Raw genomic sequence first — 23,811 nt, 5'->3', positions numbered from 1 at the left:
TGCAATCAAACTGTAGGAGTGAGCCTGCTCGCGATAGCTGTCTTGGATTCAACACATTCGTTGACTGACAAACCGTTATCGCGAGCAGGCTCACTCCTACAGTTGTTTTGTGGTGTTTGTAAAATCAGTGCTTAAGGCATAATCCGCCCCAATTCCAACAACAAGGATGCCTTCGAAGTGAGCTCAGTCAACAAGTCGATATTGTTGGTCGATGACGACCAGGAAATACGCGAGTTGCTGGAAACCTACCTGACCCGCGCCGGGTTTCAGGTACGGGCCACCGCCGACGGTGCCAGTTTCCGTCAGGCCCTCAACGAGGCGCCGAGCGATCTGGTGATCCTCGATGTCATGCTGCCCGACGAAGACGGCTTCAGCCTGTGCCGTTGGGTGCGTCAGCATCCGCGTCAGGCGCAGGTGCCGATCATCATGCTCACCGCCAGTTCCGACGAAGCTGACCGCGTGATCGGTCTCGAACTCGGTGCCGACGATTACCTCGGCAAACCCTTCAGCCCCCGCGAACTGCAAGCGCGCATCAAAGCCCTGCTGCGGCGTGCGCAATTCGGTCAGGAGCGCAGCGGCAGTGACGTGCTGGCCTTCGACGAGTGGCGGCTGGACATGGTCAGCCATCGGTTGTTTCACACCGACGGCGAGGAAGTGATTCTCTCCGGTGCCGACTTCGCCCTGCTGAAACTGTTCCTCGATCATCCGCAGGAAATCCTCGACCGCGACACCATCGGCAACGCCACCCGGGGCCGCGACCTGATGCCGCTCGATCGCATCGTCGACATGGCCGTCAGCCGTTTGCGTCAGCGCCTGCGCGACACCGAGAAACCGCCACGACTGATCCGCACTGTACGCGGCAGCGGCTACCAACTGGCAGCCAATGTGGTTGCCAGCAATGGTCACTGATTCGCTGCGTAAACTCGCCGCCAAGGTGCCGGTGCCGCGCTCGTTGCTCGGGCGCATGTTGCTGCTGACGCTGTTGGCGGTGTTGTTCGCACAGACGCTGTCGAGCGTGATCTGGGTCTCGCAACTGCGCGCAACCCAGCTCGAAGGTCTGGTCACCAGCGCCCGCAGTCTCGCCCATTCGATGACCGCCAGCGTCAGTTACTTCCGCTCTCTGCCGGTGGCTTATCGGCCGTTGGTGCTCGATCAATTGCGCAGCATGGGTGGTACCCGCTTCGTGGTGACCCTGAACGACAAACCATTGGGTATGGACGTGCTGCCGGTCACGCCGCGTAAAGCGGCGGTGATGAAAGCGGTCGACGAAGTGCTGCGGCAGACGTTGGGCCATGACACCGATATCTCGGTGACCTTTGTCAGCCCCGAAGACCTGCGGATCTTCAACGCCGGGCTGAAACTCGATGAGCTGCCGCGCTCGTGGGCGCATTACGCGCTGACCCTGGAGCCGGTCAATCCACCCGTGCTGGTCACGCAGATTCAAATGGCCCCGGGCGAATGGCTGTACATCGCCTCACTGTTGCCGGAGCCGTACACCAGTCTTGAAGAGCAAGGCCTGCCCTCGCAACAGGTGTGGTTCATCGTTCTCACTAGCGGATTCCTGCTGCTGTTCATCGGTCTGCTGGTGCACTGGCAGAGCCGGCCGCTCAAGCGTCTGGCACGGGCTGCGCGGGATTTGTCGCTGGGCGCCGACGTCGAGCCGGTGGCCGAGGGCGGCGGCAGTGAGGTGGTCGAAGTGGGGCGTGCGTTCAACACCATGCGCGAACGCATCAGCCGTTACCTGACTGAACGCAGCCAGTTGTTCAGCGCGATCTCCCATGACCTGCGCACGCCTATTACCCGTTTGCGTTTGCGTGTCGAATTGCTCGAAGACGAAAAGCTGCAAGCCAAGTTCGGCCGTGATCTGGATGAGCTGGAACTGCTGGTCAAAGGTGCGCTGCAGTGTGTGAAAGACACTGACATCCACGAGAACATCGAGCCGGTGGATCTCAATCACGTGCTTGATTGTCTGGTCGAGCCCTATCTGGCGCCGAACGGCAATGGTCGCGTGACTCAACACGGTCGCGCGCTGGCGGCGTATCCGGGTAAGCCTTTGGCGTTGAAACGCTGCATCGGCAATCTGATCGACAACGCCTTGAAGTATGGGCAGAACGCGCATCTGCACATTGATGACGATGACAGCGCGTTTGTGTTGCACGTTGATGATGAAGGGCCGGGCGTGCCGGAGCAGCGCTTGGAGCAGGTGTTCGAGCCGCACTTCAGGCTGGCGGGGCAGCAGCAGGGGTATGGCTTGGGGTTGGGCATCGCGCGCAATATTGCCCACAGCCATGGTGGGGAAGTGACGTTGCAGAATCTGCGTGAGGGTGGGTTGCGGGTGACCCTGCAATTGCCGCGTTCGGCGGATTGAGTCAAAAGCTTTCCCTCACCCTAGCCCTCTCCCGGGGGGAGAGGGGACTGATCGGGGGATGCTGCAGAGATACGCCGACCTGGAAGTCCGGTAGCGAATCCATAATCGACTCGATGTGTCAGGTCGGCGGATAACTCAGCACCACTCGGTCGGCCCCCTCTCCCTCCGGGAGAGGGCTGGGGTGAGGGCTGCTCTTTGTCACGACCTGGTGACAAACCCCGCCCCCTTCGTTACAAGCCCACCCCGGCCCGTTGTTTAGACTCCCCGCAGTCATAACAACAAAAAAGGCCACCCATGGATCTCTTCCAACCCGGCTTCAGCAGTTGGCTGAACGCCCCTGCCCACCAGCAATGGCTCGCCGCCGAAGGCCTGCGCCTGCTGGATTTCGCCAAGGCAGCAAAACTCCCACAAGGCTTCGGCAACCTCGACGAACGCGGCCGTCTGCCAGCGAACGCGCAAGCCGAAACCATGAACACCGCGCGCATGACCCACAGCTTCGCCATGGCCCATATTCAGGGCCTGCCGGGTTTCGCCGAACTGGTCGATCACGGCATCGCCGCCTTGCGCGGGCCGTTGCGTGATGCGTTGCACGGCGGCTGGTTTGCCGTTGCCGAACACCGCGACGACAACACCGGCAAAAACGCCTATCTGCATGCTTTTGTTGCGCTGGCCGCCAGCTCTGCGGTGGTCGCGCAACGCCCCGGTGCGCAGGCGTTGCTGGATGATGCCATCGACATCATCGACACCAATTTCTGGAGCGAAGAAGAGGGCGCCATGCGCGAATTCTTCAACCGCGACTGGAGCGAAGAAGAAGCCTATCGCGGCGCCAACAGCAACATGCACGCCACTGAAGCGTTCCTCGCTCTTGCTGATGTCACCGAAGATCCGCGCTGGCTGGTGCGTGCGCAACGCATCGTCGAGCGGGTGATCCACGGTCATGCCGCCGGCAACGGTTACATGGTCATCGAACATTTCGACCGCGACTGGCAACCGCTGCGCGAATACAACCACGACAATCCCGCCGATGGTTTCCGCCCTTACGGCACCACACCGGGCCACGGTTTCGAGTGGGCGCGGCTGTTGCTGCACCTCGAAGCGGCGCGGGTTCAGGCCGGCATGCTCACCCCCGGTTGGCTCGCGACCGATGCGCAGAAACTCTTCGAGAACAATTGCCGTAACGGTTGGAACGTCGATGGTTTGCCGGGCATCGTCTACACCCTCGACTGGGACAACAAAGCCGTGGTCCGCCATCGTTTGCACTGGACCCACGCCGAAGCCAGCGCCGCCGCCAGTGCCCTGCTTAAACGCACAGGCGATGCGCAATACGAAAGCTGGTACCGGCTGTTCTGGGAATTCTGCGAAGTGAATTTCATCGACCGTTGCGACGGCAGCTGGCACCACGAACTCAATCCGCAAAACACCCCAAGCGCCGATATCTGGCCGGGCAAACCCGATCTGTATCACGCCTGGCAAGCCGTGCTGATCCCGCGTCTACCCTTGTCACCCAGTATGGCGACTGCGCTGGCACAGTTATCTCAGAGCAGTCCTGTGTAACCATGTGGTGACATTCGCGCGTCCCTTCGTTACCTGCGAAGGGAAACGTCCTGTTTAAACTCCTGTGCAGCGCAAGCACCAGACTTGCATGCATAACAACAAGAAAGGTACATCTCAGATGAATGCGATTTCTCGCCTCGCTACTGTCATTTCTGTCGCCTCCCTGTTCCCGCTCGCAATTCTGCCTCTCAGTGTTTCCGCTGCCGAATCCAAAGGTTCGGTCGAAGTCGTGCACTGGTGGACGTCCGGTGGCGAAAAAGCCGCTGTTGATGTGCTCAAGGCGCAAGTCGAAAAAGACGGTTTCACCTGGAAAGACGGCGCTGTCGCCGGTGGTGGCGGTGCAACGGCCATGACCGTGCTGAAAAGCCGTGCAGTCGCCGGCAACCCGCCTGGCGTCGCCCAGATCAAAGGCCCGGACATCCAGGAATGGGCGTCGACCGGCCTGCTCGATACCGACGTGTTGAAAGACGTCGCCAAGTCGGAAAAGTGGGACAGCCTGCTCGACAAGAAAGTCTCCGATACCGTGAAGTACGACGGTGATTACGTGGCCGTGCCGGTGAACATTCACCGCGTGAACTGGCTGTGGATCAACCCGGAAGTGTTCAAGAAAGCCGGTATCACCAAGAACCCGACCACCCTCGAAGAGTTCTATGCCGCTGGCGACAAGCTGAAAGCTGCGGGCTTCATCCCGCTGGCCCACGGCGGTCAGCCTTGGCAGGACAGCACCGTGTTCGAAGCCGTGGTCCTCTCGGTCATGGGTGTCGATGGTTACAAGAAAGCCCTGGTTGATCTGGACAACGCCGCGCTGACCGGTCCGGAAATGGTCAAGGCGCTGACCGAGCTGAAGAAAGTCGCGACCTACATGGACGCCGACGGCAAGGGTCAGGACTGGAACCTGGAAGCGGCCAAAGTCATCAACGGCAAGGCCGGCATGCAGATCATGGGTGACTGGGCCAAGTCCGAATGGACCGCGGCCAAGAAAGTCGCTGGCAAGGACTACGAGTGCGTAGCCTTCCCGGGCACCGACAAAGCGTTCACCTACAACATCGACTCGCTGGCCGTGTTCAAGCAGAAGGACGCAGGCACTGCGGCCGGTCAACAGGACATCGCCAAAGTCGTGCTGGGTGAAAACTTCCAGAAAGTTTTCAGCATCAACAAAGGCTCGATCCCGGTGCGCAACGACATGTTGAACGACATGGAGAAACTCGGCTTCGACTCCTGCGCCCAGACTGCTGCCAAGGACTTCCTGGCGGACGCCAAATCCGGTGGCCTGCAACCAAGCATGGCGCACAACATGGCGACCACGCTGGCGGTGCAAGGCGCGTTCTTTGATGTCGTGACCAACTACATCAACGACCCGAAAGCCGACCCGGCCGACACCGCCAAGAAACTTGGTGCTGCGATCAAGTCGTCCAAATAAGCGTCGGTAGCACAGGCTTCTCCTGTGGGAGCGAGCCTGCTCGCGAAGGCGTTGTGTCAGTTGCTCCATCCGTCGACTGACGCACCGTATTCGCGAGCAGGCTCGCTCCCACAAGGGATCTCACTGTAGTTTTTATTCCCTGTACTGGATTTCCCCATGAGTTCTGTTGCTGTGTTCAGCAAGGCCTCGCCGTTCGATGCATTGCAACGCTGGCTACCCAAACTGGTGCTGGCGCCGAGCATGTTCATCGTGCTGGTGGGCTTCTATGGCTACATCCTGTGGACGTTCGTGCTGTCGTTCACCACCTCGACGTTCCTGCCCAACTACAAGTGGGCCGGTCTGGCGCAATACGCGCGGTTGTTCGACAACGATCGCTGGTGGGTCGCGAGCAAAAACCTCGCGGTGTTCGGCGGCATGTTCATCGGCATCACCCTGGTGATTGGCGTGTTGCTGGCGGTGTTCCTCGACCAGCGCATCCGTCGCGAAGGCTTTATCCGCACCATTTACCTGTACCCGATGGCGCTCTCGATGATCGTCACCGGTACCGCGTGGAAATGGCTGCTCAACCCGGGCATGGGCCTGGACAAATTGTTGCGTGACTGGGGCTGGGAAGGCTTCCGTCTCGACTGGCTGATCGACCCGGATCGCGTGGTTTACTGCCTGGTGATCGCCGCTGTCTGGCAAGCCTCGGGCTTCATCATGGCGATGTTCCTCGCTGGCCTGCGTGGCGTTGATCAATCGATCATCCGTGCCGCGCAGATCGATGGCGCAAGCATGCCGACGATCTACTGGAAAGTGGTGCTGCCAAGCCTGCGTCCGGTGTTCTTCAGTGCGGTGATGATTCTGGCGCACATCGCGATCAAGAGCTTCGACCTGGTCGCGGCGATGACTGCCGGTGGCCCGGGTTATTCCTCCGACCTGCCCGCGATGTTCATGTATTCCTTCACCTTCAGTCGCGGCCAGATGGGCATGGGCTCGGCCAGTGCGATTCTGATGCTCGGTGCGATCCTCGCGATCATCGTGCCTTACCTGTATTCCGAGCTGAGGACCAAGCGCAATGACTAGTCTCGCTGCCAAACCTGCTATCAGCCTGAGTCGTATCGCGATCTACGCGGTGCTGATCCTCGCCGTACTGCTTTATCTGGTGCCGCTGGTGGTCATGTTGCTGACCAGCTTCAAGACCCCGGAAGACATCAGCACCGGCAACCTGCTGAGCTGGCCGACCGTGGTCAGCGGCATCGGCTGGGTCAAGGCCTGGGCCACGGTTGACGGTTACTTCTGGAACTCGATCAAGATCACCGTTCCGGCGGTAATTATTTCCACCGCCATCGGCGCGTTGAACGGTTATGTGCTGTCGTTCTGGCGCTTCCGCGGTTCGCAGTTGTTCTTCGGCCTGCTGTTGTTCGGCTGCTTCCTGCCGTTCCAGACCGTGCTGCTGCCGGCCTCGTTCACCCTCGGCAAGATGGGCCTGGCGAGCACCACCACCGGTCTGGTGTTTATCCACGTGGTTTACGGCCTGGCGTTCACAACGCTGTTCTTCCGTAACTACTACGTGAGCATTCCGGATGCGCTGGTGAAAGCCGCACGCCTCGACGGCGCGGGTTTCTTTACGATTTTCCGCCGCATCATTCTGCCGATGTCGACGCCGATCATCATGGTCTGCCTGATCTGGCAGTTCACTCAGATATGGAACGACTTCCTGTTCGGTGTGGTGTTCTCCAGCGGTGATTCGCAACCGATCACGGTGGCGTTGAACAACCTGGTCAACACCAGCACCGGCGCCAAGGAATACAACGTTGATATGGCAGCGGCGATGATCGCCGGCCTGCCGACCCTGCTGGTCTATGTGGTCGCAGGCAAGTATTTCGTGCGCGGGCTGACGGCCGGCGCAGTCAAGGGGTAATCATGGCAACGCTCGAACTTCGCAACGTCAACAAGACTTACGGTGCCGGCCTGCCGGACACCCTGAAAAACATCGAACTGTCGATCAAGGACGGTGAGTTCCTGATCCTCGTTGGCCCGTCGGGCTGCGGCAAGTCGACCCTGATGAACTGCATCGCCGGTCTGGAAACCATCACCGGCGGCGCGATCATGATCGGTGATCAGGACGTCAGCGGCATGAGCCCGAAGGATCGCGACATCGCCATGGTGTTCCAGTCCTACGCGCTGTACCCGACTATGAGCGTGCGCGAGAACATCGAGTTCGGCTTGAAGATCCGCAAGATGCCGCAGTCGGCGATCGACGAAGAAGTCGCGCGCGTGGCCAAGCTGTTGCAGATCGAACATCTGCTGAATCGCAAGCCGGGGCAGCTCTCCGGTGGTCAGCAACAGCGTGTGGCGATGGGCCGTGCACTGGCGCGTCGACCGAAGATTTATCTGTTCGACGAACCGCTGTCCAACCTCGATGCCAAGCTGCGCGTCGAGATGCGCACCGAAATGAAACTGATGCACCAGCGCCTGAAAACCACCACGGTCTACGTGACCCACGACCAGATCGAAGCGATGACCCTGGGCGACAAGGTTGCGGTGATGAAGGACGGCATCATTCAGCAGTTCGGCACGCCAAAAGAGATCTACAACGACCCGGCCAACCTGTTTGTGGCGAGCTTCATCGGTTCGCCGCCGATGAACTTCATCCCGCTGCGTCTGCAACGCAAGGACGGTCGTCTGCTGGCGCTGCTCGACAGCGGTCAGGCGCGTTGCGAGTTGCCGATGAGCATGCAGGACGCCGGCCTTGAAGATCGCGAAGTGATCCTCGGCCTGCGCCCAGAGCAAATCGTGCTGGCGAACGGCGAGGGCAATGGCCTGCCGAGCATTCGCGCCGAAGTGCAAGTCACCGAGCCGACTGGCCCGGACACCCTGGTGTTCGTCAATCTGAATGACACCAAAGTCTGCTGCCGTCTGGCGCCGGACGTGGCGCCGCAAGTGGGCGAGAACCTGACGCTGCAATTCGATCCGTCGAAAGTGTTGTTGTTCGATGCCAAGACTGGCGAACGCCTCGGCACTGCCGGGCAACCACAGACCGATGCGCGGTCTGCGAACGTGGCGCAATTCAAAGGCCGCTGAGGAACAAATGTGGGAGCGAGCCTGCTCGCGAAAGCGGTCTGACATCCAGCATTGATGTCGCCTGATACACCGCATTCGCGAGCAGGCTCGCTCCCACAAAGGAGCACGCGGTGGATTGCCTGTAATCCATCGCAATTTATGTAAACCGCGTTAGAAAAACAGTTAATAACAATAAAGACGAGGATGTAGGGATGAAAAAGAAACACGTCAATGCCCGGTTGATCTGCCAAGTGTCAGCTGCGGCGGCATTGGTGCTGGCCGGTAACGCCATGGCGGCGGATGCCTTCAGCTCCGACTCGAAATGGATGACCGGCGACTGGGGTGGCGAGCGGACCAAGCTGATCGAGCAGGGTATCGACATCAAGGCTGACTACGTTGGGGAAATGGGCGCCAACCTGCACGGCGGCTACAACGATGACAAGACCGGACGTTACAGCGACCAGTTCGGTCTGGGCGTGGCACTCGATCTGCAAAAGCTCTGGGGCTGGGATAACACCCAGGCGAAGATCCAGCTGACCAACCGTAACGGCTACAACATCTCCAACGACCGCGTTGGCGATCCGCGTGCCGGCACCTTGAGCTCCTCGCAAGAAGTTTACGGTCGTGGCCACATGGTGCGTCTGACCCAGTTGTGGATTCAGCACCAGTTCTTCGACAACAAGCTCGACGTCAAGGCCGGTTACTTCGGTGAAGGCGAAGACTTCAACACCTTCCCGTGCGACTTCCAGAACCTCGCGTTCTGCGGCTCCCAAGTGGGTAACTGGGCGACCAACATCTGGTACAACTGGCCCGTCAGCCAGGCCGCGATCCGTGTGAAGTACAACATCAACGACGAGCTCTACGCGCAAATCGGTGCGTACAACCAGAACCCGTCGCAGCTGGAACACGGCAACGGCTTCAAGCTCAGCGGCAGCGGCACCAAAGGTACTGTGTTGCCGGTCGAGCTGGTCTGGTCGCCGAAGGTCAACAGCCTGCCGGGCGAATACCGCGTCGGTTACTACAAGAGCACGGCCGATGCCGATGACGTACGTGAAGACGTCAACGGTTTCGACGCGGCTACCACTGGCGACGCCTACAAGTCTCACAACAGCAAAAGCGGTTACTGGTTCGTCGCGCAACAGCAACTCACCAGCCATAACGGTGATGCGACTCGCGGTCTGAACATCGCCGCCAACGCCACGTTCCACGACAAGGACACCAACTTCATCGACAACTACCAGTCGGTGATGTTTGTCTACAAAGGCCCGTTTGACGCGCGTCCGAAGGATGACGTCGGTATCGGCGCGGCGCGTATCCACGTCAACGACGACGTGAAGAAAAACGCCGAGCTGCTGAACGTTTCCAACGGTGTGTCGGACTACGACAATCCGGTGTTCTCGCCGATTCGTGAAACCGAATACAACTACGAGATCAACTACGGCTTCCACGTCACCAACTGGCTGACCGTACGTCCTAACCTGCAGTACATCACTCACCCGGGTGGTGTGGATGAAGTCGATAACGCATTGGTCGCTGGCCTGAAAATTCAGTCTACGTTCTAACGCGTCTGCGATAAGCTCCTCTCTATGTGCGCATATTTGCGGACAGCCAAGGCTGTCCGCTTTTTTTTGGGGGCAGGCGCAGCCCGTCACAGATGAATTCGGAACCGTGGCCAATGCATGAGCATCCGCTACAACGCTTCTTCAAATCCCTGCGTGAACAACCGGTGTTCGCCTGGGAGCGCTATCAGATGCGCGACGTGTTGGTGATCGATCATCCGCTGTGTCAGGCGGTGTTCAGTCGTCAGGGTGCGCAGTTGCTGCACTTTCAGCCGCGCGGGCAAAAGCCGTGGTTGTGGTGTGCGGCGAAGTGGCCGCATGTCGGTGCCATTCGCGGTGGTGTGCCGGTGTGTTGGCCGTGGTATGGCCGTCATCCGAGCGAAAACGCCTGGCCATCGCATGGTTGGGCGCGTTTGCTCGACTGGAAGTTGCTCGACAGCAGCAGCGCCGAAGATGGCGTGCGCCTGCACTGGCAATTGCAGCTGTGCGACTGGCAGGTTGACCTGCACGCACATCTGGGTGAACGCATGGAATTACGCCTGAGCACCGAGCATCAGGACGACATGCCGTGCCAGTTGAGCCAGGCTTTGCACGCTTACTGGCGTATTGGCGATGTCGGCGAGATAGCGCTGTCTGGGCTCGAAGGGGCGCAGGGTTATGACCAGTTGAGTCGCCAGTCTTGCCAGCAGGAAGGCGAGTTGCGGGTGGATGGCGGGTGTCAGCGGGTGTTCCAGCATGACGGCGAATTGCAGCTGAAAGATCACGCCTGGCAGCGTGAGTTGTGTATTGATACCGGTGACAGTGCCGACACGGTGGTCTGGCATCCGGGCGCGCGGCCGTTGTTGGGCGTGACGTGGGATGAGATTTCCGAGTTTGTCTGTGTGGAAGCGGCGGCGGGCGGGACGGACAGTCTGCATCTGGCGCCGGGGGAGAAGGCGCATTTGAGTTTGCAGGCGTGGGCGGCGGCTTGAGTGTGTCAGTCACATCGTAGCTCCTCACCCTAGCCCTCTCCCGGAGGGAGAGGGGACCGAATGGGGGATGCTCAAGAATTACGCCGACGTGAAAGTGCAGTTCTGAATCCATAATCGACTGGATATTTCAGGTCGATGTACCGCGCAAGACACCTCGGTCGGCCCCCTCTCCCTCCGGGAGAGGGCTGGGGTGAGGGGCTTTTGATCTTTAGTTGAATTCATCCCCAACCGGATACCGGCTCGCATTCAAGCTCTCTTTGATCTTGCGCAAATGCGGCTGGAAATCCACGCCACGACGCAGCGTCATCCCCGTCGCCAACACATCCAGCACGGTCAACTGAATGATCCGAGAAGTCATCGGCATATAAATGTCGGTGTCTTCCGGCAGCGGAATGTTCAGGCTCAAGGTACTGGCCTTGGCCAGCGGCGAATTCTCCGCTGTCAAACCCAACACCGAAGCGCCGTTCTCGCGAGCAATACGCGCCACTTCCACCAGCTCACGGGTACGGCCGGTGTAGGAAATGATCACGAACAACTCGCCGGTGTGCGCCACCGAGGCAATCATCCGCTGCATCAGCACATCGGCGTGCGCGGTAACGGCGAGGTTGAAGCGGAAGAACTTGTGCTGCGCATCGAGCGCCACCGGTGCCGAAGCGCCAAGCCCGAAGAAGTGGATCTGCCGCGCCTGAATCAACAGGTCGACGGCGCGGCTGATCAGGTTCGGATCGAGCGCCTGGCAAGCACTGTCCAGCGAGGCGATCGCACTGCCGAAAATCTTCTGCGTGTAGGCCTCGGGATTGTCGTCGGCCTCGACCGCGCGGCTGACATACGCCGCGCCACTGGCCAGGCTCTGCGCCAGTTGCAGCTTGAGCTCGGGGTAGCCGCTGACACCGAACGAACGGCAGAAACGGTTCACCGTCGGTTCGCTCACCGAGGCTGCCTGGGCGAGGGCGGCGATGCTGAAGCGGGTGGCCTGCTGCGGGTTGAGCAGGATCACCTCGGCGACTTTGCGTTCGGCCTTGTTCAGGTCTTCAAGGCGACTCTGGATCTGTTCCAGTAAATTTCGCACGCGGTCCATATGGAATTCCTAATTCACCTGCGCAAAGGTGCGCCGGGCTATGCAAATTGGGCCTTTGATATGGCCCGTAACGGTGGCCTATCCTACTGATGGCTCCGACCGACCACCACACGGAATCTGTATTTTGCGAAAATGTTGTGGTTATTACTACATTTTCCCTTGAGTGATGCCTTGAAAAAAGGTATTTGTAGCTTAACTTGATAAAAGAACAAACATCATGCCTTCGATTACGGTTGAACCGTGCACCTTTGCCTTGTTCGGCGCGCTTGGCGATCTGGCCCTGCGCAAGCTGTTTCCTGCCCTTTATCACCTCGATGGCGCCGACCTGCTGCATGAGGACACGCGGATCATCGCGCTGGCCCGTGAAGAAGGTTCCCAGCAGCAGCACATGGCGTTCATCGCCGCCGAACTGCGCCGCTACGTCGGCAAAGAGCTGGACGAGGCCGTCGCCGAGCGTTTTCTCGCACGCCTGACCTACCTGCACGTCGACTTCCTCAAGGCTGAAGACTATGTGGCGCTGGCCGAACTGGCCGGCAGCACGCAGCGCATGATTGCCTACTTCGCCACGCCGGCAGCAGTGTACGGCGCGATCTGCGAGAACCTGGCGAAAGTCGGTCTGGCAGAAAACACCCGTGTGGTACTGGAAAAACCGATCGGCTCCGACCTCGAATCGTCGCGCAAGGTGAACGACGCGGTAGCGCAGTTCTTCCCGGAGAACCGCACCTACCGCATCGACCATTACCTGGGCAAAGAAACCGTTCAGAACCTGATCGCCCTGCGTTTCGCCAACAGCCTGTTCGAAACCCAGTGGAACCAGAATTACATCTCCCACGTGGAAATCACCGTGGCCGAAAAGGTCGGCATCGAAGGCCGTTGGGGTTACTTCGACAAGGCCGGCCAACTGCGCGACATGATCCAGAATCACCTGTTGCAGCTGCTCTGCCTGATCGCCATGGACCCGCCGGCTGATCTGTCCGCCGACAGCATCCGCGACGAAAAGGTAAAAGTACTCAAGGCGCTGGCGCCGATCAGCCCGGAAGGCCTGACCACCCAAGTGGTGCGCGGCCAGTACATCGCCGGTCACAGCGAAGGCAAATCCGTACCGGGTTACCTCGAAGAACCGAATTCCAATACCCAGAGCGACACCGAAACCTTCGTCGCCCTGCGTGCCGACATCCGCAACTGGCGCTGGGCCGGCGTGCCGTTCTACCTGCGTACCGGCAAGCGCATGCCGCAGAAGCTGTCGCAGATCGTCATCCACTTCAAGGAACCGTCGCACTACATCTTCGCCCCGGAGCAGCGCTTGCAGATCAGCAACAAACTGATCATCCGCCTGCAACCGGACGAAGGCATTTCCTTGCGCGTGATGACCAAAGAGCAGGGCCTGGACAAAGGCATGCAACTGCGCAGCGGCCCGCTGCAACTGAATTTCTCCGACACCTGGCGTAGCGCGCGGATCCCCGATGCCTACGAGCGGTTGTTGCTGGAAGTGATGAACGGCAATCAGAACCTGTTTGTCCGTAAAGATGAAATTGAAGCCGCGTGGAAGTGGTGTGACCAGCTGATCGCCGGGTGGAAAAAATCCGGTGACGCGCCCAAGCCGTATGCGGCCGGGTCGTGGGGGCCGATGAGCTCCATTGCATTGATCACGCGGGACGGGAGGTCGTGGTATGGCGATATCTGATGTGCAACTGCCTGCGGGCGTGAACGCTCACGAATTCAAGAGCCCGGTGCTGTTGGCCGAAGGTCTGGCGCTGAACGTCGCGAAGCAATTGAGCGAGGCCATTGCGGCGCGCGGCAACGCGGTGCTGGTGGTGTCGGGCGGTCGTAGCCCGGTGGCGTTTTTCCAGCACCTGGCGAAGCAGGATCTGGACTGGTCGAAGGTCGTCGTGACCCTCGCCGACGAGCGCTGGGTACCGGTTGAACACGCTGACAGCAATGCCGGTTTGCTCAAGCAATACTTGCTCAAAGGCCCGGCGGCCAAGGCGCAGTTCCTCAGCCTGTATAGCGCGGCGGCCAACGTAGAGCAGGCTGCTGAACAGGCTGACCGCTTGCTCGCCGAATTGCCGCCGATTGACGTGCTGGTGCTGGGCATGGGCGATGACGGCCACACCGCGTCGCTGTTCCCCGACAGCCCGAACCTTGCCGAAGCTCTGCAAGCTGATGGCACACGCCGTTGCTGGCCGATGCTGGCGCCAAGCGTGCCGCGTCAGCGTCTGACCATGAGCCGTGCGCTGCTGGCCTCGGCCCGTCACAAGATTCTGTCGATTTCCGGTCAGTCGAAACTGACCACCCTGAATGCCGCACTGGCATCCGATGACGTCGCCGCCATGCCGGTGCGCGCGTTTCTGCAACCTACGTTAGAGATTTACTGGTGCCCATGAGCCAAGGAACAGCCGCTATGACAACCCCATCCCCGACCGTTTCCATGGCGGACAAAGTTGCCCTGATCGACAGCCTCTGCGCCAAGGCGCGAATCCTGCCGGTGATCACCATCGCTCGCGAACAGGACGTGCTGCCGCTGGCCGACGCTCTGGCCGCCGGTGGTCTGACCGCGCTGGAAGTGACCCTGCGTTCGCAGTTCGGCCTCAAGGCCATTCAGATCCTGCGCGACCAGCGTCCGGAGCTGATGACCGGTGCCGGCACCGTGCTCGATCGCAACATGCTCGCGGCTGCCGAAGCTGCCGGTTCGCAGTTCATCGTCACCCCGGGCATCACCCGTGATTTGCTGGAAGCCAGCGTCGACAGCCCGATTCCGCTGTTGCCGGGCATCAGCAACGCTTCCGGCATCATGGAAGGCTACGGTCTGGGTTATCGCCGCTTCAAGCTGTTCCCGGCTGAAGTCAGCGGTGGCGTGGCGGCAATCAAGGCCCTTGGCGGCCCGTTCGGCGAAGTGAAATTCTGCCCGACTGGCGGCGTCGGCCCGGCCAACATCAAGAGCTACATGGCGCTGAAAAACGTCATGTGCGTGGGCGGTAGCTGGATGCTTGATCCGGAGTGGATCAAGAACGGCGACTGGGCGCGCATTCAGGAATGCACCGCCGAGGCGTTGGCGCTGCTGGACTGATTGTTACCAGACACTTCGTTGTGTGTTCTACGGCTTTACGGTGCGCTTGGTCGGTGCACCGTTTTTTTTTGCCTCGAAGAAAGTGTCAGGACATCACGCGATACATAGTTACCGCACAACTGCGTTTGCGTGGCGCTAATCTGCGTTCATCTTACGGAAGAGAGAACGCCTCATGGACGACCATCAATCTGTAGCCTTCAAACACCCACCTTTGCATCAACGGCAACCGCCAATCGTTGGTAGCATCGATTGGCGCAAAACCGAAGGCAAGGTGCGCAACATCAGTGGCGGCATCGAAGGCCTGCCACTGGTATTGCGTCTGGCCCTGGTCGACGCCATGACCGGTGAGCCAGTGGTTGACGCCCAGGTTCGGATCGAACAGAACATTGGCGCCGACAGCCTCTGCGGCACCCAGTCGACCGACAGCCAAGGCATCGTGCGGTTTACCAGTATTTACCCGGATCAGCAGTCTGCTGGTGCGTCATGCATCGCCATGACCGTGTGCATCGCCAGTGATGATCAACGTCCGCAGTCACATCAGGAGGCCTGGGCAGGACGGCTGCATCTTCCCAATGCCTGTAACTGTGAAGCCGCAGGGGATGATGCCTCGCGGCTGGTGTTGCGACCGATTGGCGGGGAAGGTCTGGAGGACGGCTACTTCGGTAGCCTGACGATCGGCGTCGACACCTTTGCGGTGTCATCGCAGATCGGCGTGGCGGGCTACGACAAATACCTGATCACAGTGTTTTAGCGCAGTTCGTTCAGCGCGCGCACCAGCAACTGCATGTCGGCAGCGGTGGTGGTCAGCCCCGGAGTGATACGGATGCTCGGCCCGCTGGCGGCACCGTTGCGCACCACGGTGAACAGGTTGTAGTCGTTGAGCAGACGCTCAGCCATCGCCTGTTGATCGTCGTGCCGGGTGAAGCGCAGCGATGTGATGCCGCAATACAGCCGTGGATCGTCTGGCGTCATCACCTCGATACCCGGCAAGTGTCGCACCGAGCTGACCCACAGATTGCGCAGATAATTGACGCGAGCGCCTTTGGCCGCTGCGCCGCCGAGGGAGCGATGCTCTTCGAACACCAGCGGCAAGGTCATCAGCGCCGGAATGTTGGGCGTGCTGTAGGAGGTGCGCGCACGGATGTCATTTACCGGGTAATGCATTTCCCCCATGTCCGGATCGATGTCGGCCAAGCGTTGCGGCGAGATATACAGGAAGCCGAGGGTGAGCGGTGCGCCGATCCACTTGTGCAGGTTGTAGCCGGCGAAGGCAATGCCCAGCGCTTCAAGATTGAAGTCGATCTGACCGAGCGCGTGGGCGCCGTCGAGGATGACATCGACCCCGTGTTCCTTGGCGAGCGCAGCGATGGCCTGCACGGGCATGACCAGGCCGGTGCGGTGAGTGACGTGAGTCAGGGCCATCAGCTTGATCTTCGGTTGGCCGATGAACGTTTCGCGGTAAGTCTCCAGCAGACTGTCGTAACTTGCCGGGTGCGTATGGGCAATCTCGATCACCTCAGCACCGCGATGTCTGGCCAGCCAGCGCATGGCGCCTTTGACCGTGTCGTATTCCAGATCACTGATCAGCACCTGATCGCCCGGTTGCAGGCGGTTGTAGTTGCGGATCAGCGATTGCAGGCCTTCGGTGGCGTTACGGGTGAAGGCTACGCTCTGCGCGCGCACGCCGATCAGCTCGGCCAGTTGCGCACGGATATCGAGGTTATCGTGCTGCTCGAAACGCTGGCGCACGTATACCGAATTGCTGGTGTTGATCAGCTCGATATTGCGCTGGTACTCCTCGATCACCGTGCGCGACATGCGCCCGAAGTAACCGTTTTCCAGGTTCACGGGGCCGGGTTGAACGTCGTAACGGTCGGCGAACGTTTGCCAAAAGGCTTCGTCACGGGCGCGGCGGGTGTTATCGGGCATGGTCGGCTGACTCTGAGAGAGGAGGGCGCTTCAGTGGCGCGGGGCAGGTTTGCCGTGTTTGGCGCGCAGTGGTTCGAGCAGGTCCGAGAGGCCGTTATGGTCGATCTCCTGCATCAGCGCGAGCAAGCCACCGAGTTCGCCGTGCGGAAAACCTTCGCGGGCAAACCAGTTCAGGTACGGCCCCGGCAGGTCGGCAATGATCCGGCCCTTGTACTTGCCGAAGGGCATTTCGCGGGTTATCAGCAGTTCGAGTTTTTCGGGATTCATCAGTGAGATCGTCTGGCTTCAAATCAGCTTGGAAAATACAGGCATTCTGCATGCAGGCCAAATGACAGATCATGCAAATAACCGTGATACAGATAGTTCACTTATATTTAACTTATTGATAAATAACGATTTTTTATCAATAAAAAAGCTGGCACGCACACTGCAATATCCCTTGCATCTTCAACCAATCGCAAGGAATTGAAAAATGACCGATATGAATAAAGAAGCCATCTCTGTACTCAATGACCTGATTGAAACCAGCAAGGACGGTCAGGAAGGGTTCAAGACTTGCGCTGAAGACATCAAGCATCCAGAACTGAAAACCCTGTTCGTCACTCGTTCTGCCGATTGCGCCACTGCTGCAGCTGAGCTGCAAGCTGAAGTTCGCAAGCTGGGCGGCGATCCGGAAACTTCCACCAGCGTCAGCGGTGACCTGCACCGTCGTTGGGTCGACGTCAAAGCCATGTTCACCGGCAAAGACGAAGAGGCCGTGCTGAACGAAGCCGAGCGCGGTGAAGACCACGCATTGAAGGCTTACAAAGAAGCCCTCGAGAAAATCAGCAAGCACAACCTGGTCGGTATTCGTGATCTGGTTGAACGCCAGTATCACGGCGTACAACGTAACCACGATCAGGTGAAAGCCCTGCGTAACCAGGCTCGCGCTCGCTCTTAAGCGCTTGCCGGTTATAAAAAACGCCAGCTAGTCTGGCGTTTTTTTATGTCTGGGGGAAAGCCAAAGCAAGAGCCCCTCACCCTAGCCCTCTCCCGGAGGGAGAGGGGACTGATCGGGGTGTTCTTTCGAGGTACGCCGACCTGGGGTACCGAGTCGAACTAGGGATTTGAAATCCACATAGATCGGCTCCCTTTCCCCCTCGCCCCCTTGGGGGAGAGGGCTGGGGTGAGGGGGAAAAGCTCTCACTGACACACCACAAATCAATCAGCCAATGCTGATCGCCGGCAAAGTCGGCAACGTCACCGTCTGCTGCTTACGCGGCGCCAGAATCTCCGCCTCGCCATCCACCACCAACTCATCACGCTGGTTGAACACACGAGTGGCAATGCGCACACGAAACTTCGGCAGTTTCTCGAGAATTTCCAGACGCACGGTCAGCGTGTCACCGATCTTCACCGGTTTCTGAAAACTCATCTGCTGGCCAATATAAATAGTGCCCGGCCCAGGCAGTTCACAGGCCACCGCTGCACTGATCAAAGCACCGCTGAACATGCCGTGAGCGATACGCTCCTTGAACATGCTCGCGGCGGCAAACTCGGCGTCCAGGTGCACCGGGTTGTGGTCGCCCGACATCGCGGCAAACAGTTGGATGTCGCGCTCTTCGACGGTCTTGCTGTAGCTGGCAGTCTGGCCGACTTCGAGGGCTTCGTAAGGGATGTTGGTAACCTGGGTCATCGGTCTCGATTCCTGTAACGGATTCAATGAATCCACAAAAAATTACTCGCTGCGATGAGGGCGCGGATGGCTCAAGGCCTGATCGATCCAGGCCAGCACATCAGCGATCACTTCATCGCGGTTGGTTTCGTTGAACAATTCGTGCCGCGCCTGCGGGTAGATCTGCAGTTGCAGGTTCTGGCTGCCGGCCGTGCGCAAGGCATTGGCCAGATCTGTCAGACGCTTGCCTTCACTCACCGGATCACATTCGCCGCCGATTACCAGCAGCGGCAGGCCCGGATCGATCTGCGCGAGATTGGACGCTTTGCTGATCTGCTGCAAGCCGCCGAGCAGGTCGATCCACAGTTGATTGGTGCAGCGAAAGCCACACAGCGGGTCGTTGGCGTACAGGTCAACCTCGGCCGGGTCGCGACTCAGCCAGTCGAACGCTGTGCGCGCCGGTTTGAATTTGTTGTTGAACGAGCCGAACGACAGCCATTCGATCAGCGCGCTACGGCCCTTGCCACCCTGACGCAGTTTTTCCAGACGGGCGATCTGCCGCGCGGCGCCGTACAGCGCAACGGGCTGAAAGTTTGAACCACTGAGAATCGCCCCGTTCAGGCTGGCGCTGTGGTGCAGCAGATAACCTTGGGCGAGGTAGCTGCCCATGCTGTGCCCTAACAGGATGATCGGTACACCGGGGTGTTGCTGGCCGATGTGTTGATTGAGGCTGGCCAGATCGCCGAGCACTTTGCACCAGCCATCGTCATCGGCGAAGTGGCCAAGGGTGCCGTAATTGGCGGTTTTGCCATGTCCGCGCAAATCCGGGGCATACACGCCATATCCTTTGTCGCAAAACGTTTCGGCCAGTCGCGCATAGCGGCCGCTGTGTTCGGCCATGCCATGGGCCAGCAGGATCACCGCTTTCAACGGCGCCGCCGGCAGCCATTGATTGACGAAGAGGCGGCTGCGGTCACTCGCATCCAGCCATAGGGTGTCGTGGATCATGGCGCTTCCTTTGCTCAGAGTCGGAACATTGTATAGCGCGTCTGATCAGCCCACGCCACGGCAGGAAGATTCACACGATCAATGACGGCTTTGTCCATATTTGCCTCAATGGCCATAACTGCTAGTGTCCGTGAAGCTCCGCTTTTTCAGAAATGACAGAAAGCGGCCCCGGATCGGCTCAGGTAAAGAGGACAAGAACAATGCAACCTGATTTCTGGAACGACAAACGCCCGGCCGGCGTACCGCTGGACATCGACATGGGTGAGTTCAAGTCGGTGATCGAGGTATTCGAGCGTTCCTGCAAGAAGTTCGCCGACCGCCCGGCATTCAGCAACATGGGCATCACCCTGACTTACGCCGAACTCGAACGCCAGAGCGCTGCGTTCGCCGGTTACCTGCAAGCGCATACCGATCTGGTGCCGGGTGATCGCATCGCGGTGCAGATGCCCAATGTCCTGCACTATCCGATAGCCGTGTTCGGTGCCTTGCGCGCCGGGTTGATCGTGGTCAACACCAACCCTTTGTACACCGCGCGGGAGATGCGCCACCAGTTCAAGGATTCCGGCGCGCGGGCGCTGGTGTACCTGAACATGTTCGGCCAGAAAGTCCAGGAAGTGCTGCCCGACACCGACATTCAATACCTGATCGAAGCGAAGATGGGCGACCTGATGCCCACCGCCAAGGGCTGGCTGGTGAATACCGTGGTCAGCAAAGTAAAGAAAATGGTCCCGGCGTATTCGCTGCCGCAGGCGATCTCCTTCAAAAGCGCACTGCGCATGGGCCGAGGTCTGGGCATCAAGCCGCTGAAAGCCAGCCTCGACGACATCGCCGTGCTGCAATACACCGGTGGCACCACCGGCCTGGCCAAAGGTGCGATGCTCACTCACGGCAATCTGGTGGCGAACATGCAACAAGTGCGCGCCTGTCTCGCCCAACTCGGCCCGGACGGCCAGCCGCTGCTGCGCGAAGGCCAGGAAGTGATGATCGCGCCGTTGCCGCTGTACCACATCTATGCCTTCACCGCGAACTGCATGTGCATGATGGTTTCCGGCAACCACAACGTGCTGATCACCAACCCGCGCGACATTGCCGGCTTCATCAAGGAGCTCAAAAACTGGCGCTTCTCGGCGCTGCTGGGCTTGAACACGTTGTTCGTGGCGCTGATGGATCACGCGGATTTCAAGACCCTCGATTTCTCCAGCCTGAAGCTCACCAACTCTGGCGGCACCGCGCTGGTCAAGGCCACCGCCGAGCGTTGGGAGCAGATGACCGGGTGCCGCATCACTGAAGGTTACGGTCTCACCGAAACCTCGCCGGTGGCCTGCACCAACCCGTACGGCGATCAATCGCGTCTGGGCACGGTCGGCTTGCCGGTGCCGGGCACGTTGCTGAAAATCATCAACGATGACGGTGTCGAACAGCCGATGGGCGAGCGTGGCGAGTTGTGCATCAAGGGCCCGCAGATCATGAAGGGCTACTGGCACAAACCGGAAGCCACGGCCGAAGTGCTGGATGCCGAGGGCTGGTTCAAGTCCGGCGATATTGCGGTGATTGATCCGGACGGTTTTGTGCGCATTGTCGATCGCAAGAAGGACATGATCATCGTCTCCGGTTTCAACGTTTATCCGAATGAAATCGAAGACGTGGTGATGGCCCATCCGAAAGTCGCCAACTGCGCGGTGATCGGCGTGCCGGATGAGCGTTCGGGCGAGGCGGTGAAGCTGTTCGTGGTGGCGCGGGAAACCGGGGTCAGCCTCGAAGAGCTCAAGGCCTACTGCAAAGAGAATTTCACCGCGTATAAGGTGCCGAAACACATCGTATTGCGTGAGTCATTGCCGATGACGCCCGTCGGGAAAATTCTGCGGCGTGAGTTGCGCGATATCGCGTAAAAGTCAAAAACACAAAGATCGCAGCCTTCGGCAGCTCCTACCTTGGAATGCATTTCCTGCAGGAGCTGCCGAAGGCTGCGATCTTTTGCTTTAAGTCCCCAAAAACCGGGGCTTCAAAGGTGTTCTAGGATTTTTGCTCTAAAATGACTGCCAGGTAGTCTTGAGTCATCATAGTGACTGTAGGGGCCGCTTTTGGCTCTAGTCGACCCTTGGCAAAGCTGCTACTCTCGGCGCGCTTTGTGACTTCTCGGCCTATATAAAAGCCAGATTCACCAATACCAAACACACACCAATAATAATCGCATCAAATGCGGTGAAGAATTCGCGTTGCTGAGGAGTGGGCTTCCATGATCGAAGACTTTTGGAAGGATAAATACCCGGCTGGAATTGCTGCCGACATCAATCCGGACGAGTATCCGAACATTCAGGCAGTGTTGAAGCAATCCTGCCAACGCTTCGCCAACAAACCGGCTTTCAGCAACCTGGGCAAGACAATCACCTACGGTGAATTGTACGAATTGTCCGGTGCGTTTGCCGCGTATCTGCAACAGCATACCGATTTGCAGCCCGGTGATCGAATCGCCGTGCAACTGCCCAACGTTCTGCAGTACCCGGTGGCCGTCTTCGGTGCGATTCGCGCCGGGCTGATCGTGGTCAACACCAACCCGCTGTACACCGCGCGGGAAATGGAACACCAATTCAATGACTCCGGTGCCAAAGCCCTGGTTTGCCTGGCGAACATGGCGCATCTGGCCGAAGCCGTAGTGCCGAAAACCGGCGTCAAACACGTTATCGTCACCGAAGTCGCCGACCTGCTGCCGCCGATCAAGCGCCTGCTGATCAACAGCGTCATCAAGTACGTGAAGAAAATGGTCCCGGCCTATCACCTGCCCAAAGCCGTCAAGTTCAACGAGGTGCTGAGCAAGGGCCAGGGCCAGCCGGTGGCCGAAGCCAATCCGCACAGCGGCGACGTGGCGGTGCTGCAATACACCGGCGGGACCACGGGCGTGGCCAAGGGCGCGATGCTGACCCATCGCAACCTCGTCGCCAACATGCTGCAGTGCAAAGCGCTGATGGGTTCCAACCTCAACGAAGGTTGCGAGATCCTGATCACGCCGCTGCCGCTGTACCACATCTATGCGTTCACCTTTCATTGCATGGCGATGATGCTGATCGGTAACCACAACATCCTGATCAGCAACCCGCGCGACCTGCCGGCGATGGTCAAGGAACTGTCGAAGTGGAAGTTCAGCGGTTTTGTTGGTCTCAACACGCTGTTCGTGGCGCTGTGCAACAACGAAGGTTTCCGCAAGCTGGATTTCTCGGCGCTGAAAGTCACCTTGTCCGGCGGCATGGCCCTGCAACTGGCCGCTGCCGAGCGCTGGAAAGCGGTCACCGGTTGCGCCATCTGCGAAGGTTACGGCATGACCGAAACCAGCCCGGTGGCCACGGTCAACCCGATCCAGCACATCCAGATCGGCACCATCGGTATTCCCGTACCGTCGACGCTGTGCAAAGTCATCGACGATAACGGTGTCGAGCAGCCGCTGGGTGAAATCGGCGAACTGTGCGTCAAGGGCCCGCAAGTGATGAAGGGCTACTGGCAGCGTCAGGAAGCCACCGATGAAATGCTCGACAGCGAAGGCTGGCTGAAGACCGGTGATATCGCGCTGATCCAGCCGGACGGCTACATGCGCATTGTCGACCGCAAGAAAGACATGATCCTGGTCTCCGGTTTCAACGTTTACCCGAACGAACTGGAAGACGTACTGGCGACCCTGCCGGGCGTGTTGCAGTGCGCGGCCATTGGTGTGCCGGACGAGAAGTCGGGTGAGGCGATCAAGATTTTCATCGTCGCCAAACCAGGTGTGACCCTGACCAAAGAGCAGGTGATGGATCACATGCGTGCCAACGTCACGGGCTACAAGGTGCCGCGTTCGGTGGAGTTTCGCGATGCGCTGCCGACCACCAACGTCGGCAAGATTCTGCGTCGCGAGTTGCGTGATGAAGAGCTGAAGAAGATCAAGGCCAAGTCCGCCGCTTAAAACACGAAGCCCCGCAGATGCGGGGCTTTTTGTTGGTGGAAGGCTGTAGATTTGCAGTGATTGGTAAATCTACCCCCTCACCCCAGCCCTCTCCCCCAAGGGGGCGAGGGGGAAGGGAGCCGATCGGGGGCCTTTCAGAACCTGAGTTCAACTCAGGAATCTCAGGTCGGTGAATCTCGCCCGAATACCTCGGTCAGTCCCCTCTCCCTCTGGGAGAGGGCTAG

21 protein-coding genes are annotated in these 23,811 nt (G+C 59.3%); 16 read left to right on the top strand and 5 right to left on the bottom strand.

Annotation, left to right across the window (positions count from 1 at the left end; translation table 11 throughout):
• The first annotated feature begins 177 nt into the window (after positions 1 to 177).
• The 9 genes from PspS49_RS22665 (at position 178) to PspS49_RS22625 (ending at position 10,917) form a co-directional block, all read left to right on the top strand.
• Positions 178 to 909 carry a response regulator transcription factor gene (locus PspS49_RS22665; RefSeq protein ID WP_102900192.1) on the top strand — a complete coding sequence of 244 codons (732 nt, stop codon included), beginning with the start codon at positions 178 to 180 and terminating at the stop codon, positions 907 to 909.
• Positions 899 to 2,368, top strand: a complete 1,470-nt coding sequence (locus tag PspS49_RS22660) for an ATP-binding protein (protein WP_095121285.1) — start codon at positions 899 to 901, stop codon at positions 2,366 to 2,368. Before PspS49_RS22665 ends, PspS49_RS22660 begins: the two co-directional genes overlap by 11 nt.
• Before the next feature lie 294 nt (positions 2,369 to 2,662).
• Positions 2,663 to 3,922 (top strand): AGE family epimerase/isomerase, encoded by a 1,260-nt coding sequence (locus PspS49_RS22655; RefSeq protein WP_160041540.1) that lies wholly within the window; start codon positions 2,663 to 2,665, stop codon positions 3,920 to 3,922.
• Positions 3,923 to 4,040: 118 nt separating this feature from the next.
• The gene (locus tag PspS49_RS22650; protein WP_077574253.1) at positions 4,041 to 5,342 is read left to right on the top strand and encodes an ABC transporter substrate-binding protein; all 1,302 of its coding nucleotides are present in this window, start codon (positions 4,041 to 4,043) and stop codon (positions 5,340 to 5,342) included.
• Between the two features lie 156 nt (positions 5,343 to 5,498).
• On the top strand, positions 5,499 to 6,407 hold the full coding sequence (locus tag PspS49_RS22645; protein WP_007917874.1) for a sugar ABC transporter permease: 909 nt from the start codon (positions 5,499 to 5,501) through the stop codon (positions 6,405 to 6,407).
• Positions 6,400 to 7,245: a carbohydrate ABC transporter permease gene (locus PspS49_RS22640; protein ID WP_007917872.1), complete on the top strand. Its 846-nt coding sequence runs from the start codon at positions 6,400 to 6,402 to the stop codon at positions 7,243 to 7,245. The genes PspS49_RS22645 and PspS49_RS22640 overlap by 8 nt, the downstream gene beginning before the upstream one ends.
• Before the next feature lie 2 nt (positions 7,246 to 7,247).
• Positions 7,248 to 8,408, top strand: a complete 1,161-nt coding sequence (gene ugpC / locus PspS49_RS22635) for a sn-glycerol-3-phosphate ABC transporter ATP-binding protein UgpC (protein ID WP_150750344.1) — start codon at positions 7,248 to 7,250, stop codon at positions 8,406 to 8,408.
• Between the two features lie 191 nt (positions 8,409 to 8,599).
• Positions 8,600 to 9,949, top strand: coding sequence for a carbohydrate porin (locus tag PspS49_RS22630; RefSeq protein ID WP_122606625.1), 1,350 nt, complete (start codon positions 8,600 to 8,602; stop codon positions 9,947 to 9,949).
• A 113-nt stretch (positions 9,950 to 10,062) separates the two neighbouring features.
• The gene (locus PspS49_RS22625) at positions 10,063 to 10,917 is read left to right on the top strand and encodes a D-hexose-6-phosphate mutarotase (RefSeq protein ID WP_150730543.1); all 855 of its coding nucleotides are present in this window, start codon (positions 10,063 to 10,065) and stop codon (positions 10,915 to 10,917) included.
• 208 nt (positions 10,918 to 11,125) lie between these two features.
• On the opposite strand, the gene PspS49_RS22620 is transcribed toward PspS49_RS22625, so the two are convergent.
• Positions 11,126 to 11,986, bottom strand: a complete 861-nt coding sequence (locus PspS49_RS22620) for a MurR/RpiR family transcriptional regulator (RefSeq protein ID WP_171057240.1) — start codon at positions 11,984 to 11,986, stop codon at positions 11,126 to 11,128.
• Positions 11,987 to 12,212: 226 nt separating this feature from the next.
• Here PspS49_RS22620 and zwf point away from each other — a divergent pair, with 226 nt between their 5' ends.
• From zwf to PspS49_RS22600, 4 genes are all read left to right on the top strand, one after another.
• Complete coding sequence (zwf, locus tag PspS49_RS22615) at positions 12,213 to 13,679, top strand: glucose-6-phosphate dehydrogenase (protein WP_160041539.1); 1,467 nt, start codon at positions 12,213 to 12,215, stop codon at positions 13,677 to 13,679.
• Positions 13,666 to 14,379, top strand: a complete 714-nt coding sequence (gene pgl, locus PspS49_RS22610; RefSeq protein WP_127929490.1) for a 6-phosphogluconolactonase — start codon at positions 13,666 to 13,668, stop codon at positions 14,377 to 14,379. The genes zwf and pgl overlap by 14 nt, the downstream gene beginning before the upstream one ends.
• A gap of 17 nt (positions 14,380 to 14,396) precedes the next feature.
• The gene (locus tag PspS49_RS22605; protein ID WP_008082815.1) at positions 14,397 to 15,062 is read left to right on the top strand and encodes a bifunctional 4-hydroxy-2-oxoglutarate aldolase/2-dehydro-3-deoxy-phosphogluconate aldolase; all 666 of its coding nucleotides are present in this window, start codon (positions 14,397 to 14,399) and stop codon (positions 15,060 to 15,062) included.
• A 172-nt stretch (positions 15,063 to 15,234) separates the two neighbouring features.
• Positions 15,235 to 15,813, top strand: a complete 579-nt coding sequence (locus tag PspS49_RS22600; protein WP_160041538.1) for a hypothetical protein — start codon at positions 15,235 to 15,237, stop codon at positions 15,811 to 15,813.
• Here the strand turns inward: PspS49_RS22600 and PspS49_RS22595 are convergent.
• Entirely contained in the window at positions 15,810 to 16,991 is a 1,182-nt protein-coding gene (locus PspS49_RS22595) for an aminotransferase class V-fold PLP-dependent enzyme (RefSeq protein ID WP_127929488.1), read from the bottom strand. The genes PspS49_RS22600 and PspS49_RS22595 overlap by 4 nt on opposite strands.
• Positions 16,992 to 17,021: 30 nt before the next feature.
• On the bottom strand, positions 17,022 to 17,258 hold the full coding sequence (locus tag PspS49_RS22590) for a DUF3820 family protein (RefSeq protein ID WP_003227425.1): 237 nt from the start codon (positions 17,256 to 17,258) through the stop codon (positions 17,022 to 17,024).
• A gap of 205 nt (positions 17,259 to 17,463) precedes the next feature.
• Here PspS49_RS22590 and PspS49_RS22585 point away from each other — a divergent pair, with 205 nt between their 5' ends.
• Complete coding sequence (locus PspS49_RS22585) at positions 17,464 to 17,931, top strand: PA2169 family four-helix-bundle protein (RefSeq protein ID WP_016983691.1); 468 nt, start codon at positions 17,464 to 17,466, stop codon at positions 17,929 to 17,931.
• A gap of 264 nt (positions 17,932 to 18,195) precedes the next feature.
• On the opposite strand, the gene PspS49_RS22580 is transcribed toward PspS49_RS22585, so the two are convergent.
• Positions 18,196 to 18,666, bottom strand: coding sequence for a MaoC family dehydratase (locus tag PspS49_RS22580; protein ID WP_003227420.1), 471 nt, complete (start codon positions 18,664 to 18,666; stop codon positions 18,196 to 18,198).
• Positions 18,667 to 18,708: 42 nt separating this feature from the next.
• A complete protein-coding gene (locus PspS49_RS22575) occupies positions 18,709 to 19,653 on the bottom strand; it encodes an alpha/beta hydrolase (RefSeq protein WP_127929487.1) in 945 nt (314 codons plus the stop codon).
• A 200-nt stretch (positions 19,654 to 19,853) separates the two neighbouring features.
• Between PspS49_RS22575 and fadD2 the strand changes: the two genes are divergently transcribed.
• Together fadD2 and fadD1 are read left to right on the top strand one after the other, a co-directional pair.
• Positions 19,854 to 21,542 carry a long-chain-fatty-acid--CoA ligase FadD2 gene (gene fadD2, locus PspS49_RS22570; RefSeq protein ID WP_127929486.1) on the top strand — a complete coding sequence of 563 codons (1,689 nt, stop codon included), beginning with the start codon at positions 19,854 to 19,856 and terminating at the stop codon, positions 21,540 to 21,542.
• Between the two features lie 347 nt (positions 21,543 to 21,889).
• On the top strand, positions 21,890 to 23,587 hold the full coding sequence (fadD1, locus tag PspS49_RS22565) for a long-chain-fatty-acid--CoA ligase FadD1 (protein ID WP_160041537.1): 1,698 nt from the start codon (positions 21,890 to 21,892) through the stop codon (positions 23,585 to 23,587).
• The last annotated feature ends 224 nt before the right edge of the window (positions 23,588 to 23,811 follow it).

Origin of the sequence: Pseudomonas sp. S49 (assembly GCF_009866785.1) — a bacterium.
GTDB lineage: Bacteria > Pseudomonadota > Gammaproteobacteria > Pseudomonadales > Pseudomonadaceae > Aquipseudomonas.
The sequence above is the reverse complement of the archived record's forward strand: the minus strand, read 5'-3'. Positions and strand labels throughout refer to the sequence as shown.

Coding starts and splice junctions, on each gene's coding strand:
- PspS49_RS22625 (WP_150730543.1), top strand. CDS start 10,063: ATGCATGAGCATCCGCTACAACGCTTCTTCAAATCCCTGCGTGAACAA.
- PspS49_RS22605 (WP_008082815.1), top strand. CDS start 14,397: ATGACAACCCCATCCCCGACCGTTTCCATGGCGGACAAAGTTGCCCTG.
- PspS49_RS22600 (WP_160041538.1), top strand. CDS start 15,235: ATGGACGACCATCAATCTGTAGCCTTCAAACACCCACCTTTGCATCAA.
- ugpC (WP_150750344.1), top strand. CDS start 7,248: ATGGCAACGCTCGAACTTCGCAACGTCAACAAGACTTACGGTGCCGGC.
- PspS49_RS22580 (WP_003227420.1), bottom strand. CDS start 18,666: ATGACCCAGGTTACCAACATCCCTTACGAAGCCCTCGAAGTCGGCCAG.
- PspS49_RS22590 (WP_003227425.1), bottom strand. CDS start 17,258: ATGAATCCCGAAAAACTCGAACTGCTGATAACCCGCGAAATGCCCTTC.
- fadD2 (WP_127929486.1), top strand. CDS start 19,854: ATGCAACCTGATTTCTGGAACGACAAACGCCCGGCCGGCGTACCGCTG.
- pgl (WP_127929490.1), top strand. CDS start 13,666: ATGGCGATATCTGATGTGCAACTGCCTGCGGGCGTGAACGCTCACGAA.
- PspS49_RS22585 (WP_016983691.1), top strand. CDS start 17,464: ATGACCGATATGAATAAAGAAGCCATCTCTGTACTCAATGACCTGATT.
- zwf (WP_160041539.1), top strand. CDS start 12,213: ATGCCTTCGATTACGGTTGAACCGTGCACCTTTGCCTTGTTCGGCGCG.
- PspS49_RS22575 (WP_127929487.1), bottom strand. CDS start 19,653: ATGATCCACGACACCCTATGGCTGGATGCGAGTGACCGCAGCCGCCTC.
- PspS49_RS22660 (WP_095121285.1), top strand. CDS start 899: ATGGTCACTGATTCGCTGCGTAAACTCGCCGCCAAGGTGCCGGTGCCG.
- PspS49_RS22640 (WP_007917872.1), top strand. CDS start 6,400: ATGACTAGTCTCGCTGCCAAACCTGCTATCAGCCTGAGTCGTATCGCG.
- PspS49_RS22630 (WP_122606625.1), top strand. CDS start 8,600: ATGAAAAAGAAACACGTCAATGCCCGGTTGATCTGCCAAGTGTCAGCT.
- PspS49_RS22655 (WP_160041540.1), top strand. CDS start 2,663: ATGGATCTCTTCCAACCCGGCTTCAGCAGTTGGCTGAACGCCCCTGCC.
- fadD1 (WP_160041537.1), top strand. CDS start 21,890: ATGATCGAAGACTTTTGGAAGGATAAATACCCGGCTGGAATTGCTGCC.
- PspS49_RS22645 (WP_007917874.1), top strand. CDS start 5,499: ATGAGTTCTGTTGCTGTGTTCAGCAAGGCCTCGCCGTTCGATGCATTG.
- PspS49_RS22650 (WP_077574253.1), top strand. CDS start 4,041: ATGAATGCGATTTCTCGCCTCGCTACTGTCATTTCTGTCGCCTCCCTG.
- PspS49_RS22595 (WP_127929488.1), bottom strand. CDS start 16,991: ATGCCCGATAACACCCGCCGCGCCCGTGACGAAGCCTTTTGGCAAACG.